General features: G+C 64.0%; 12 protein-coding genes. 5 read left to right on the top strand and 7 right to left on the bottom strand.

Annotated elements, in window-relative coordinates; all coding sequences use genetic code 11:
• Positions 1-85 precede the first annotated feature (85 nt).
• The 3 genes from H3H39_RS21985 to H3H39_RS21975 form a co-directional block, all read right to left on the bottom strand.
• Complete coding sequence (locus H3H39_RS21985; protein ID WP_182156518.1) at positions 86-1,540, bottom strand: aspartate aminotransferase family protein; 1,455 nt, start codon at positions 1,538-1,540, stop codon at positions 86-88.
• A gap of 99 nt (positions 1,541-1,639) precedes the next feature.
• On the bottom strand, positions 1,640-3,010 hold the full coding sequence (locus H3H39_RS21980) for a glutamine synthetase family protein (protein ID WP_182156517.1): 1,371 nt from the start codon (positions 3,008-3,010) through the stop codon (positions 1,640-1,642).
• 114 nt (positions 3,011-3,124) lie between these two features.
• Positions 3,125-3,889: a gamma-glutamyl-gamma-aminobutyrate hydrolase family protein gene (locus H3H39_RS21975; protein WP_182156516.1), complete on the bottom strand. Its 765-nt coding sequence runs from the start codon at positions 3,887-3,889 to the stop codon at positions 3,125-3,127.
• Between the two features lie 246 nt (positions 3,890-4,135).
• Between H3H39_RS21975 and pdxR the strand changes: the two genes are divergently transcribed.
• From pdxR to gabD, 3 genes are all read left to right on the top strand, one after another.
• Positions 4,136-5,641 (top strand): MocR-like pyridoxine biosynthesis transcription factor PdxR, encoded by a 1,506-nt coding sequence (gene pdxR, locus H3H39_RS21970; protein WP_182156515.1) that lies wholly within the window; start codon positions 4,136-4,138, stop codon positions 5,639-5,641.
• Positions 5,642-5,770: 129 nt separating this feature from the next.
• The gene (locus H3H39_RS21965) at positions 5,771-7,045 is read left to right on the top strand and encodes a 4-aminobutyrate--2-oxoglutarate transaminase (RefSeq protein ID WP_182156514.1); all 1,275 of its coding nucleotides are present in this window, start codon (positions 5,771-5,773) and stop codon (positions 7,043-7,045) included.
• Between the two features lie 9 nt (positions 7,046-7,054).
• Positions 7,055-8,509: an NADP-dependent succinate-semialdehyde dehydrogenase gene (gabD, locus tag H3H39_RS21960; RefSeq protein WP_182156513.1), complete on the top strand. Its 1,455-nt coding sequence runs from the start codon at positions 7,055-7,057 to the stop codon at positions 8,507-8,509.
• 72 nt (positions 8,510-8,581) lie between these two features.
• Here the strand turns inward: gabD and H3H39_RS21955 are convergent, their stop codons facing one another.
• The 4 genes from H3H39_RS21955 to H3H39_RS21940 all read right to left on the bottom strand — a co-directional run bounded on the left by H3H39_RS21955 (position 8,582) and on the right by H3H39_RS21940 (position 12,996).
• A complete protein-coding gene (locus H3H39_RS21955) occupies positions 8,582-9,427 on the bottom strand; it encodes an ABC transporter permease (protein ID WP_182156512.1) in 846 nt (281 codons plus the stop codon).
• On the bottom strand, positions 9,424-10,350 hold the full coding sequence (locus H3H39_RS21950; protein ID WP_182156511.1) for an ABC transporter permease subunit: 927 nt from the start codon (positions 10,348-10,350) through the stop codon (positions 9,424-9,426). Before H3H39_RS21950 ends, H3H39_RS21955 begins: the two co-directional genes overlap by 4 nt.
• 12 nt (positions 10,351-10,362) lie before the next feature.
• Entirely contained in the window at positions 10,363-11,511 is a 1,149-nt protein-coding gene (locus H3H39_RS21945) for an ABC transporter ATP-binding protein (RefSeq protein WP_182156510.1), read from the bottom strand.
• 114 nt (positions 11,512-11,625) lie between these two features.
• Positions 11,626-12,996: a glutamine synthetase family protein gene (locus H3H39_RS21940; RefSeq protein ID WP_182156509.1), complete on the bottom strand. Its 1,371-nt coding sequence runs from the start codon at positions 12,994-12,996 to the stop codon at positions 11,626-11,628.
• 107 nt (positions 12,997-13,103) lie between these two features.
• On the opposite strand from H3H39_RS21940, the gene H3H39_RS21935 reads away from it, so the two are divergent.
• The gene (locus tag H3H39_RS21935; protein WP_182156508.1) at positions 13,104-13,391 is read left to right on the top strand and encodes a ribbon-helix-helix protein, CopG family; all 288 of its coding nucleotides are present in this window, start codon (positions 13,104-13,106) and stop codon (positions 13,389-13,391) included.
• Positions 13,392-13,393: 2 nt separating this feature from the next.
• Positions 13,394-13,690: a type II toxin-antitoxin system RelE/ParE family toxin gene (locus H3H39_RS21930; RefSeq protein ID WP_182156507.1), complete on the top strand. Its 297-nt coding sequence runs from the start codon at positions 13,394-13,396 to the stop codon at positions 13,688-13,690.
• Positions 13,691-13,729: the final 39 nt, after the last annotated feature.

Here is a 13,729-nt window from a genome sequence, read left to right as displayed (position 1 = left end):
GCTGGTGCTGGCATCATCATTCTTCTCTCCCGATCTTTTTACAGTTGGACTGCGTCTCGTGTGACTGCTCTTGTGCGATTAGTTGTTATACCCAGCCGCGCTGCTTGATGTCCTCGTACGTCAGGTCGAGGCAATGGCGGATCAGCGCCACCATCTCGTCGATCTGCGCGCGTGTCATCACCAGCGGTGGCGCGATGATCATGCGGTCGCCCACGGCGCGCATGATCATGCCGTTGTTGAACATGTAGCCGCGACACACCATGCCCACGCTGAGCGCTTCGTCGAACGCCACGTTCTCGTGCACGGTGGCGCCCTTGCTGCGCACCAGGTTCAGGCCCGCCACGAAGCCGCAGCTGCTGGTGTAGCCCACCAGCGGATGGTCGCCCAGCGTGGCGAAACGCTGCTTGAGATAAGGGCCGGTGTCCTCGTCCACGCGCTGCACCAGCTGCTCCGCTTCGATGATGCGGATGTTCTCCAGCGCGGCGGCGCACGCCACCGGGTGGCCCGAGTAGGTGAAGCCGTGGTTGAAATCGCCGCCCTTCTCGATCAGCACCTTGGCCACGCGGTCGCCCACCAGCACCCCGCCCAGCGGCACGTAGCCGGAGGTGACGCCCTTGGCGAAGGTGATCAGGTCGGGACGGATGCCGAACAGCTCGGAGGCGAACCACTTGCCCAGCCGGCCGAAGCCGCAGATCACTTCATCGGCGATCAGCAGGATGCCGTACTTGTCGCAGATGCGCTGAATCTCGGGCCAGTAGGTGGCGGGCGGGATGATCACGCCGCCGGCGCCCTGCACCGGTTCGCCGATGAAGGCGGCCACCTTGTCGGCGCCCACTTCCAGGATCTTGTCCTCCAGCCAGGAGGCGGCCTTGAGGCCGAATTCGTCCTCCGTCATGCCTTGGCCTGCCTCCAGGTAGTTGGGCTGGCCGATGTGGACGATGCCGGGAATCGGCAGGCCGCCCTGGGCGTGCATGCCATCCATGCCGCCCAGCGAGGCGCCGGCCACGGTGCTGCCGTGGTAGGCGTTGTGACGGCTGATGATGGTGTGGCGTTCCTGGTAGCCCATCAGGTCCCAGTAGCGGCGCACCATGCGCAAGTTGGTGTCGTTGCCTTCCGAGCCGGATCCCGTGAAGAACACGTGCTGGAAGCCGGGCGGCGCGATCTCGGCCAGCTTGGTGGCCAGCTGCACGGCCGGCACGTTGGTGGTGTTGAAGAAGCTGTTATAGAACGGCAGCGTCTCCATCTGGCGATAGACGGCTTCCGAGATGCTGGTGCGGCCGTAGCCGACATTGACGCACCACAGGCCGGACATGCCGTCCAAGACCTTCTTGCCCTGCGAGTCCCACAGGTAGATGCCCTCGCCGCGTACCATCACGCGGGCGCCGTTCTCGTTCAATTGCTTGAAGTCGGTGAACGGGTGCAGGTAGTGGGCCGAGTCCAATTTCTGGATCGCCGCCGTGTCGAACAGTTCGTTGCGGGTGGCGGCCGATTTCACCGATGCCACCAGTGCGGCGCTGGGCGCCAGTGGATTTGAAGACATGATGATCCCTATCTCAAGTACGTTTGAATGAGAGTGTCGTTGTACGGCCGTGTTCCGCACGGCCGCGTACTGCTAATCATTTTTGTTGCGAACGACCGCTTACACGTGCAGCAGCAAGTGCTCGCGTTCCCAGGGGCTGATGACGGTCATGAACTCCTGGTGTTCCAGGTCCTTGATGGCCGCATACACGTCGATGAAACGGTCGCCCAGCACGGTGCGCAGCTTGTCCTCGGCGCGCAGCGCGTGCAGCGCTTCGGGCAGGCCTTGCGGCAGCTCGAATTTCAGGTCGTAGGCGCTGCCCTCGGTGATCGGAGTCGGCTCCAGCGCATCGACCATGCCCAGGTAGCCGCAGGCTAGCGTGACGGCCAGCGCCAGGTAAGGGTTGGCGTCGGCGCCGATGATGCGGTTTTCCACGCGGCGGTCCTGCACGCCCGACTCGGGGATGCGGAAGCCCACGGTGCGGTTGTCCATGCCCCACTGGATGTTGATCGGCGCGGCCGTGTGGCGCACGATGCGGCGGTAGGAATTCACATACGGCGCCACGATCGCCATCGCCGACGGCATATAGCGCTGCAGGCCGCCGATGTAGTGCTTGAAGATGGGCGCGGCCGAACCGTCGGGCGCGCTGAAGATGTTCTGGCCGGTCTTGATGTCGACCACGCTCTGGTGCACGTGCATGGCCGAACCGGGTTCGCCCGCCATCGGCTTGGCCATGAAGGTGGCGTACATGTCGTGCTTGAGGGCCGCCTCGCGCAGCGTGCGCTTGAAGAAGAACACCTTGTCGGCCAGGCCCAATGGGTCGCCGTGCAGGAAGTTGATCTCCATCTGGCCCGCGCCGATCTCGTGAATCAGCGTGTCCACGTCCAGGTTCATCATGTCGCAGTAGTCGTAGATGTCCTCGAACAGGGGATCGAACTCGTTCACCGCGTCGATGCTGTAGACCTGGCGCGTGGTTTCAGCGCGGCCGCTGCGGCCGATGGGCGGTTTCAAAGGCAGGTCGGGATCGCTGTTCTTGGCCGTCAGGTAGAACTCCAGTTCCGGCGCCACCACAGGCTTCCAGCCACGGTCGGCGTACAGCTTGAGCACGCGGCGCAGCACGGAACGGGGCGCGAAGTCGACCAGGCGGCCATCGGCGAAATAACAGTCGTGGATCACCTGCGCCGTGGGGTCGGTGGCCCAGGGCACCATGGTGATGGTGGTGGGGTCCGCCTTCAGGATCATGTCGCGATCGGTGCTGGAGATGGCGCGGTCGTAGGCCGTGTCCTCGGTCGGGTAGTTGCCCGTCACGGTCATGCCCAGCACGGCCTCGGGGATGCGCATGCCGCGCTCCTGGGTGAATTTACCGCGCGGCAGGATCTTGCCGCGGGCCACGCCCGTCAAATCGGGGACCAGGCATTCAATTTCCGTTACCCGTTTCTCGTTGAGCCACAGGTCCATGTCGGTGTAGGTGAAGTTCTCGCGTATTGCCATTTGCATCTCTCGTCAGTCTTGATCTTGCGCGGCGCCGTACCGCCCTCCGCGCGCTTATGGTCGTGCGTGGACTGGGGCACTAAGGAACCCGCCGCGCCCACAGTTCGTAGGTCCTCATGCGCCTCTCCCTGCTTTGCTTTGATAGATACGGCATGCCTGGCCAAACGCCAGGAACATTTTCTGGGAATCGGGGTTGTGCTCGAGGCGCCACTCCGGGTGCCATTGCAGCGCCAGCGAGAAACCGGGGGCGTCGGCCACGCTGTAGGCTTCCACCAGGCCGTCCTCGGCGCGCGCTTCCACTTGCAGGCCGGGCGCCAGCGTGGCGATGCCCTGGCCGTGCAGCGAATTGACCTCGATCTCGGTGGCGCCTTCCAGGATGCGCGACAGATGGCCGCCCTGTTCCAGACGCACGCGGTGCGATGGCGCGTATTGTTCTTCCAGCGACAGGTGCTTGGGTTCGCGGTGGTCGCGCATGCCGTCCACTTCGTGCACGGCCTGGTGCAGCGTGCCGCCCAGTGCCACGTTCACTTCCTGGAAGCCGCGGCAGATGGCCAGCAGCGGCAGGCCGCGCGCCAGTGCCGCGCGGATCAGCGGCAGCGTGGTGGCATCACGCGATGGATCCAGCGGCAGGCTGGGGTCACGCAGTTCCTGGCCATACAGGCTGGCGTGCACATTGGAGGGGGAACCGGTCAGCATGATGCCGTCGGCCAGCGCCAGCACGGCTTGCAGGTCGGTGGCCTCGCCCAGTGCGGGCAGGATCAGCGGCTGGCAGCCGGCACCGGCGGCCACGGCATCAACGTATTTGCGTTGCGCCGTGTGGTTGGGATGGACGCCTATCTGGTTGATACAGGCGGGTACGATCACGATGGGGCGATGCATATTGTCTTGTCTCGTTGGTTGTCTTCACATTGGTGGCGTTTCCGCCACCGAATGCCCGAATGAACTGGGACCACTCTGTCGCAACAACTTGTTCATATAGTACTTGTTGCGCCACGCCTACTGGACGCTTGGCGAAAATTTCTCGCTTTTGCTTCCGTTTGCATGAATTTTGATTAATCATAGGCGGAAGTTGGACTCATTGTGAGTGCCACTTGTTGAATTCAGTTGGAACCACTTTAAAAAACTATGTCACCCGCATCCGATCTGCTGGCGCACACCCTGGCCCAGCCCGAGTTCCATCCGCGCCTGCCGCAGCAGCGCCGCCTGTACGAGGCGGCCAAGGCCGCCATCCACCAGCAGCTGCTGGGCGCCGGCAACAAATTGCCGTCCAGCCGCGACCTGGCGCGCGACCTGGGGATTGCGCGCAACACCGTGATCGCCGCGTTCGAACAACTGGCGGCGGAAGGTTATGTCATCAGTGCACTGGGCAGCGGCACCTACGTGGCCGACCTGCAGGCGCACAGCGCCAGCATGCGCGGCGGCTTCCATCCACCGCAGGATGGCGATGACGCGGGCGGCGCGGAAGTGGCGCCGCTGTCGCGCCGGGGCCAGGAACTGACGGCCTTCGCGGCCGGGCCGCGCTACGAGATCCAGCCTTTTGCACCAGGCGACGCGGACTTTTCCTCGTTCCCGTTCAAGCTGTGGCAGCGGCTGCAGAACCGCGTATGGCGCGAGGCGCGCGCCGACCTGCTGGACTACGGCCAGTCCGGCGGCTACCTGCCGCTGCGCCAGGCCATCACGGAATACCTGCGCATTTCGCGCTCGGTCAAGGTGTCGGTGGAACAGGTGATGGTCACGGCCGGAACCCAGCACTCGCTGGACCTGTGCGCCCAATTACTGGCCGATCCCGGCGATACAGCCTGGGTGGAAGACCCGTGCTACTGGGGCGCGCGCCGCGTGTTCCAGGCCAATGACCTGCTGCTGCACCCGATCACGGTAGACGGCGACGGCATGGCGCTGGAGCCGGCCGATCTGGCCACCAACCCGCGCCTGATCTACGTGACGCCGTCGCACCAGTATCCAACGGGCGCCGTGATGAGCCTCGCGCGCCGGCGCGAACTGCTGGACGTGGCGCTGACCAAGAACGCCTGGATCCTGGAGGACGACTACGACAGCGAATTCCGCTACACGGGCCGGCCACTGGCGGCCCTGCAGGGGCTGGACACGGGCGAACGGGTGGTCTACATGGGCACCTTCTCCAAGGTGCTCTACCCCGGCATCAAGATCGGCTATGTGGTGGCGCCGCCACAACTGGTGGATGCCTTCAAGAGCGCGCTGTACGACCTGCAGCGCCCCGGCCAGCTGATGGTGCAGGCGGCGCTGGCCGACTTCATCGCGCTGGGCCACTTCACCACCCACATCCGCAAGATCCGCCAGATCTACGGCGCGCGCCGTGAAATGCTGCGCCGCACGCTGGTGCACCAGATGGGCACGCACGCGCACGGGGTCAGCATCTCGAGCGAGGAATCGGGCCTGCATCTGGTGGTGGAACTGCCCGACCACGTGGACGACGTGGCGCTGGAAAAGCTGGCGGCCGAATCGGGCATCCAGGTCAAGGCGCTGTCGAACTACTACCTGGCGCCGCCCGTGCGGCGCGGCCTGCTGGTCGGCTACGCCTACTGCACGCCCGAGAAAATCAGCTATTACGGCCGGCTGCTGGCGGCCGTGATCCTGTCCGGCGTGCGGCGTTGACAGCGGTTTTGCAAAAGTGGTTCCATCGTTTTTAATATTGTGGCACTAGGCCAGGCTCCGATCCCGGAGGTAGTATCGGGCATTGCAGCTTGACCAACACTACCACCATAACGAGACAGTGAGCAGACCATGAGCAATGCCGAACTCCAGCAACGAAAAGAAGCAGCCACCCCGCGCGGCGTGGGCGTGATGTGCCAGTTCTACGCCGAGCGCGCCCTTAACGCCGAGATCTGGGACGTGGAAGGCCGCCGCTACATCGATTTCGCAGCCGGCATCGCCGTGCTCAATACGGGCCACCGCCATCCCAAGATCATGGCCGCCATCGAGCAACAGATGGGCAAATTCACCCACACCTGCTACCAGGTGGTACCGCACGCCAGCTACGTGGAACTGGCCGAGCGCATCAACGCCATCACGCCCGGCAGCCACGCCAAGAAGACAGCCTTCTTCTCCAGCGGCGCCGAGGCGGTGGAAAACGCCATCAAGATCGCCCGCGCCGCCACCGGCCGCAGCGCCGTTATCGCCTTCGCCGGCGGTTTCCATGGCCGCACCATGATGGGCATGGCCCTGACGGGCAAAGTGGCCCCCTACAAAATCGGTTTCGGCCCCTTCCCGGCCGAGATCTTCCACGCGCCCTACCCCGTGCCGCTGCACGGCGTGAGCGTGGACGACGCGCTCAAGGCGCTGTCGACCCTGTTCAAAGCCGACGTCGATCCGGCCCGCGTGGCCGCCATCATCCTTGAACCGGTGCAGGGCGAAGGCGGCTTCTACACGGCGCCGCCCGAATTCCTGCGCGCGCTGCGCGCCATCTGCGACCAGCATGGCATCCTGCTGATCGCCGACGAGATCCAGACCGGCTTCGCCCGTACCGGCAAGATGTTCGCCATGGAGCACAGCGGCGTGGTGCCGGACCTGATGACCATCGCCAAGAGCCTGGCGGGCGGCATGCCGCTGTCGGCCGTGGTGGGCCGGGCCGAGATCATGGATGCGCCGGCACCTGGTGGCCTGGGCGGCACCTACGCCGGCAACCCGCTGGCCATTGCGGCGGCGCACGCCGTGCTGGGCATCATCGAGGAGGAACAGCTGTGCCAACGCGCCGCCGCGCTGGGCGAAAAACTGCAGGGCCGCCTGCGCGAGCTTCGCGCGGCCGTGCCGCAGATCGCCGATGTGCGCGGCCTCGGTGCGATGGTCGCGGTAGAATTCAATCAGCCGGGCAGCGACACGCCCGACCTGGACTACACCAAGCGCGTGCAGTCACTGGCGCTGCAGCGGGGCTTGATCCTGCTGACCTGCGGCGTGTACGGCAACGTGGTGCGCTTCCTGTTCCCACTGACCATCGGCGACGCGCTGTTTGACGAGGCTCTCGACATCCTGGAGTCGGCCATGCGCGCCGCCCAACACTGAAAGGCTGCCATGCTTACCTTGAAAGACCCGGCGCTGCTGCGCCAGCAATGCTATATCAACGGCGAATGGTGCGACGCGGACAACGGCGCCACCGTGAACGTCGTCAACCCGGCCACCGGACAGAAGGTCGGCACCATTCCCCACATGGGTGCGGCCGAAACGGCACGCGCCATCGAAGCGGCCAACCGCGCCTGGCCCGCCTGGCGCAAGAAGTCGGCCAAGGAACGGGCCGCTGTGCTGCGCAAGTGGCATGACCTGATGCTGGAACACGCCGACGACCTGGCCCTGATCATGACCACCGAACAGGGCAAACCGCTGGCCGAAGCCAAGGGCGAGATCGGCTACGCAGCCTCGTTCATCGAATGGTTCGCCGAGGAAGGCAAGCGTGTCAGCGGCGACACCATGCAGTCGCCATGGCCGGACCGGCGCATCGTCGTCACCAAGGAGCCGATCGGCGTGTGCGCCGCCATCACGCCGTGGAACTTCCCCTCCGCCATGATCACCCGCAAAGTAGGGCCGGCGCTGGCGGCCGGTTGCCCCATCATCGTCAAGCCGGCCGAGCTAACGCCGTTCTCGGCGCTGGCGCTGGCCGTGCTGGCCGAGCGGGCCGGCCTGCCGGCCGGCGTGTTCAGCGTGCTGACGGGCGACTCGCGCGCCATCGGCGGCGAGATGACCAGCAATCCCGTGGTGCGCAAATTGAGCTTTACCGGCTCGACGCAGGTGGGCCGTTTGCTGATGCAGCAATGCGCGCCCACCATCAAGAAGCTGTCGCTGGAACTGGGCGGTAACGCACCCTTCATCGTGTTCGACGACGCCGACCTGGATGCGGCGGTGGAAGGCGCCATCGCCTCCAAGTACCGCAACGCGGGCCAGACCTGCGTGTGCGCCAACCGCCTGTATGTGCAGGACGGGGTCTACGATGCGTTCGCCGCCAAGCTGGTGGCCGCTGTCGCCAAGCTCAAGGTGGGCAATGGCGTGGAAGCGGGCGTGACGCAGGGGCCGATGATCGAGGAAAAAGCCGTCGTCAAGGTCGAGGAACATGTGGCCGACGCCCTGTCCAAGGGCGGCCGGTTGCTGGCCGGCGGCCAGCGCCACGCGCTGGGCCACAGCTTCTTCCAGCCCACCGTGATCGCGGACGTGACGCCGGACATGCTGGTGGCGAAAGAAGAAACTTTCGGCCCGCTGGCGCCGCTGTTCCGCTTCAAGACGGACGAGGAAGTGCTGGCCATGGCCAACGACACCGAATTCGGCCTGGCCGCCTACTTCTACTCGCGCGACATCGGCCGCATCTGGCGCGTGGCCGAAGGGCTGGAGAGCGGCATGGTGGGGGTGAACACGGGACTGATCTCGAACGAGATCGCGCCATTCGGCGGGGTCAAGCAATCCGGCCTGGGGCGCGAAGGCTCCAAATACGGCATCGAGGACTACCTGGTCATCAAGTACATCTGCATGGGCGGCATCTAAACGCCCGGGGGACAGTGCCAACGACCGTACACGGACTGATGTACGAATGTTGGCACTGCTCCCAACAGCTCTTTATTCAGCCTTGGCGGCGGCAGCCACCTGCTTCTGGCGCTGGCGTTCCATACGGGCCATCCAGAGGCTGGATGCGACCACGGCCACCGATACCACCAGAATGGTCAGCGCCGCCACGGCGTTCACGCGCGGATCGAGGCCCAGACGGGCACGCGAGAAGATCACGATCGGCATGGTCGAGGAACCGGGGCCGGACAGGAAGGCCGACAGCACCACGTCGTCGAGCGACAAGGTGAACGTGAGCAGCCACGCCGATCCCAGCGCCTGCGTGATGTTGGGCAAGGTGACGAGGAAAAACACTTGGTGCGGCTTGCAGCCCAGGTCCATGGCCGCTTCCTCCAGCGACTTGCTCATCTCCTGCAAGCGCGACTGCACCACCACGGCCGCATAGGCCATGCCCAGCAGCGTGTGGCCCAGCCAGATCGTCATCAGGCCCCGCTCCGGGAAGCCGAACATCTTCTGCACCGACACCAGCATCAGCAGCAGCGACAGGCCGATAATCACTTCCGGCATCACCAGCGGCGCGCTGACCATGCCCGTGAACAGGGTACGGCCATGGAAGCGCTGGTAGCGGTCCATCACGAACGCGGCAAACGTGCCCAGGATGACGGAGGCGAACGCCGTCAGCACGGCGATCTTGAGCGACAGGCCGAAGCCGGAGATGATCTCCGTGTCGTTCATCAATTCGCCATACCACTTGGTCGAAAAACCGCTCCACACCATGTCCTGGCGCGAGCTGTTAAACGAGAACACCACCAGCACCACGATGGGCAAATACAGGAACACATAGCCCAGCGACAGCCAGCCGCGTCCGAACCAGCGTTGAATCAAATTCTGTCCGTTCATGCGCGCCCCGCCATCTGTTGTTCCGCCTTGTATTTGTTGAAGATCGCCATCGGCACCAGGATCAGCAGGATCACCACCACCGTCACGGACGACGCCATCGGCCAGTCGTTATTGGTGAAGAATTCGTCCCACAGCACGTGGCCGATCATCAGCGTTTCGGGACCACCCAGCAGCTCAGGAATCACGTATTCGCCCACGGCCGGGATGAACACCAGCATGGAGCCGGCGATGATGCCCGACTTCGACAGCGGCACCGTGATGCGCCAGAAAGTCTGCATGGGCGTGGCGCCCAGGTCGGCCGCCGCTTCCAGGAAGCGCACATCCATCTTCACCAGGTTGGCGTACAGCGGCAGGATCATGAATGGCAGGTAGGCGTACACCATGCCGATAATGAGCGAGAACTGGGTGTTCATCAGGTGCAGCGGTTCCGCGATGGCGCCCACGCTGATCAGAAAGTGATTGAGGATGCCGTTGTTGGCCAGGATGCCCTTCCAGGCGTAGATGCGCAGCAGGAAGGAAGTCCAGAACGGCAGCATCACCATCATCATCAGCACCGGCCGCACGGTCGGTTTGGCGCGCGCCATGAAGTAGGCGAACGGGTAGCCGATCAGCAGGCACAGGGCCGTGGTGATGGCGGCGAACTTGATCGAGCTCAGATACGTCAAGCCGTACAAGTCGTCCTGCGCGATGAACAGGTAGTTCGAGATCTTGAGCTTGAAGGTGATGACGCCATCCACCAGCGTCATCAAGGTGCCGAAGGGATTGGTCGCATCGGGTTCCGTGAAGCTGATGCGCATCACGATCAGGAACGGCACCAGAAAGGCGCACACCAGCCAGAAGAACGGCACGGCGATCACCAGCCGGCGGCCCGTGATCCAGCGCAGCGTGAACAGATGCAGCAGCTTGTCGAACAGAGTTTTCATGGCCGCTCCGCGTCAGCTGGTCAGCACGACGACGTCCGCGCCGTCCCACCACGCATACACGCGCTGGTCGCGGCGCAAAGCCGTATCGTCGTGGCGGGCCGCATTGGTGCGCGAGACTTTCAATTCCATGCCGCTTTCGAGTTTCACATGGTAGCGCGTCTCGTTGCCGAAATAGGCCATGGCCGTGACCACGCCCTGCACACTGTTGTAGCCATGCTCGCCCGCGTGGGCGCGCTGCTCCGCTGTCGGCGCCTCGGCTTGCAGGCAGATTTTTTCCGGCCGCACAGCCACTGACACGGCCATGTTGTCCGTTCCAGTGATGCCGTGGGTGACGTAATGCCGGCATTCCGGCGAGTCGATGACGACGTGGTCCGGCTGGTCGTCCTTCACGCGGCCGTCGAACAGATTGACGCTGCCGATGAAGTCGGCCACGAAGCGGCAGTTGGGCGTCTCGTAGATTTCGCCCGGCTTGCCCACCTGGAGAATGCGCCCTTCGCTCATCACGGCGATGCGGGTGGCCATGCTCATGGCCTCGTCCTGGTCGTGGGTGACCATCACGCAGGTCACGCCGACCTGCTCGATGATGTTGACCAGTTCCATCTGGGTACGTTCGCGCAGCTTCTTGTCCAGCGCGCCGAGCGGTTCATCCAGCAGCAGCAACTGCGGACGCTTGGCCAGGCTGCGCGCCAGCGCCACACGCTGCTGCTGTCCACCGGACAGCTGGTGCGGCTTGCGCTTGCCGTAGGCTTTCAACTGCACCAGGTCCAGCATCTGATCGACGCGCTGCGCCACCTCATCCTTGGGCAGGCCATCACGGCGCAGGCCGAAGGCAATGTTGTCCCACACGGTCAGGTGCGGGAACAGCGCGTAGGACTGGAACATCATGTTGATGGGGCGCTCATACGGCGGCACGTTGATGATGTCCTTGCCGGCCAGCGTGATCTGGCCCGCCGTGGGCGTCTCGAAGCCGGCCAGCATGCGCAGCAGGGTCGATTTGCCGCAACCGGAACTGCCCAGCAGGGCGAAGATCTCGCCCTTGTCGATCGCGACCGACACATCGTTGACGGCCCTCACGCCATCGAATTCCTTGACCAGGTTACGTATCAGCAGAAAAGGCTGGCCGGATGCACTCGTGCCGGTGGCAGGTCGGTCTAATGTCATAGTGTCGGAATATAAAAATTATAAGAAGGACAGCGTATGGCAGGCCGGTCGCGGGCCGCCGTTGTGGACAACCCGTGATTATAGATGGAGCGCCGGGGATGGGGAATCTGCCTGTCAGACATGCAGCAACAAATGCTCGCGCTCCCACGGGCTGATGACGGTCATGAATTCGCGGTGCTCCAGTTCCTTGATGGCCGCGTAGACGTCGATGAAGCGCTCGCCCAGCACGTCGCGCAAACGCTCCTGGGCGCGCAGCAGTTGCAGCGCCTCCGGCAAGCCCTGGGGCAGCTCCAGCGGATGGTTGTAGGCGCTGTCCACCGTCATCGGCGTCGGTTCGATCTGCTCGACCATGCCCAGGTAGCCGCAGGCCAGCGTGACGGCCATGGCCAGATAGGGATTGGCGTCGGCGCCGATGATGCGGTTTTCCACACGCCGCTCCTGCACGCCGGAGACGGGCACCCGGAAGCCCACGGTGCGGTTGTCCATGCCCCACTGGACGTTGATGGGCGCGGCCGTGTGGCGCACGATGCGGCGGTAGGAATTCACATACGGCGCCATGATGGCCATGCAGGCCGGCGTATAGCGCTGCAGGCCGCCGATATAGTGATGGAACAGGGACGACGGCGCACCGTCCGCGTCGCTGAAGATATTGCGGCAGGTGGCCGCGTCGGCCACGCTCTGGTGCACATGCATGGCCGAACCGGGCTCGCCGCCCATGGGTTTGGCCATGAAGGTGGCGTACATCTTGTGCTTGAGGGCCGCCTCGCGCAGCGTGCGCTTGAAGTAGAACACCTTGTCGGCCAGCGCCAGCGCGTCGCCGTGCTGGAAGTTCAGGCCCATCTGGCCGGCGCCCGTCTCGTGGATCAGGGTGTCCACGTCCAGGTTCATCATGTCGCAGTAATCGTAGATATCCTCGAACAGCGGATCGAATTCGTTCACGGCGTCGATGCTGTACACCTGGCGCGACGTTTCCGCGCGGCCGCTGCGGCCGATGGGGGCCTTGAGCGGCAGATCGGGATCGATATTCTGCTCGGTCAGGTAAAACTCCAGTTCCGGCGCCACCACCGGTTTCCAGCCACGGTCCGCGTACAGCTTGAGCACGCGGCGCAGCACGGAACGGGGTGCGAAATCGACCAGCGTGCCGTCGGAAAAATAGCAGTCGTGGATCACTTGCGCCGTGGGGTCGGTGGCCCAGGGCACGGTGGTGATGGTGGTGGGGTCGGCCCGCAGGATCATGTCGCGGTCGGTGCTGGAGATGGCGCGGTCGTAGGCCGCGTCCTCGGTCGGGTAGTTGCCCGTCACCGTCATGCCCAGCACGGCCTCCGGAATGCGCATGCCGCGCTCCTGCGTGAATTTGGCACGCGGCAGGATCTTCCCGCGCGCCACGCCCGTCAGGTCGGGCACCAGGCATTCTATTTCGGTGACGCGTTTATCGTTGAGCCACTGATCCATGTCGGCATCAGTGAAATTGTCGCGGATAGGCATGTTTGCTCTCGACAGGCATGATCTGATGATCGATGAGCTAATTTACCATATTTCAAAAAGCCTCATTTCGGGATTGTGCTACATTTGTCGTACTTACGGAGGTTCCCATGTCCACCACGACCACGATCCGTTTGCCGGCGGAATTGAAGGCGCGGATCGCCAGCGCGGCCGAGCGCACCGGCAAGACCACCCACAGCCTGATACTGGAGGCGATCACGGAAAAAGCTGAACAAGAGGAACTGCGGGCCGGCATGGACGTCGAGGCCGACGCGCGCTTTGCCAACATCATCGCCTCCGGCCAGACCATACCGTGGGCCGACATGCGGCGCTATCTTGAAGACCGCATTGCCGGCCAGCCGGTAACACCGCCCACTGCAAAGAAGCCGCCCGGCTGAACATGGCACAGGTAGAACTCGCACCTGAAATTGCCGAGGACTTCGACCGCATCCTTGCCTACCAGGCGCAGCATCAGGTCGTGGATGGCCCCGCCCGCATCATGGAAATCGTTCATGCTATCGATGTGCTGGCCCACAACCCACTGATCGGCAGACCGACTTCCAATGGCAAGCGCGAACTTGTGATCGGCCGCCGGGGGCATGGCTACCTGGCCCTCTACCGATATGTGGAAGCCATCGACACGGTGTTCGTACTCGCCGTGCGCAGCCAACGCGAAGCGGGCTACGCACGCCCATAATGCCGGTCATCTCAAATTCGACTTGATCTGCAGGATACG

Origin of the sequence: Rugamonas apoptosis, from assembly GCF_014042355.1 — a bacterium.
Classification (GTDB): Bacteria; Pseudomonadota; Gammaproteobacteria; order Burkholderiales; family Burkholderiaceae_D; genus Rugamonas; species Rugamonas apoptosis.
The sequence above is the reverse complement of the archived record's forward strand: the minus strand, read 5'-3'. Positions and strand labels throughout refer to the sequence as shown.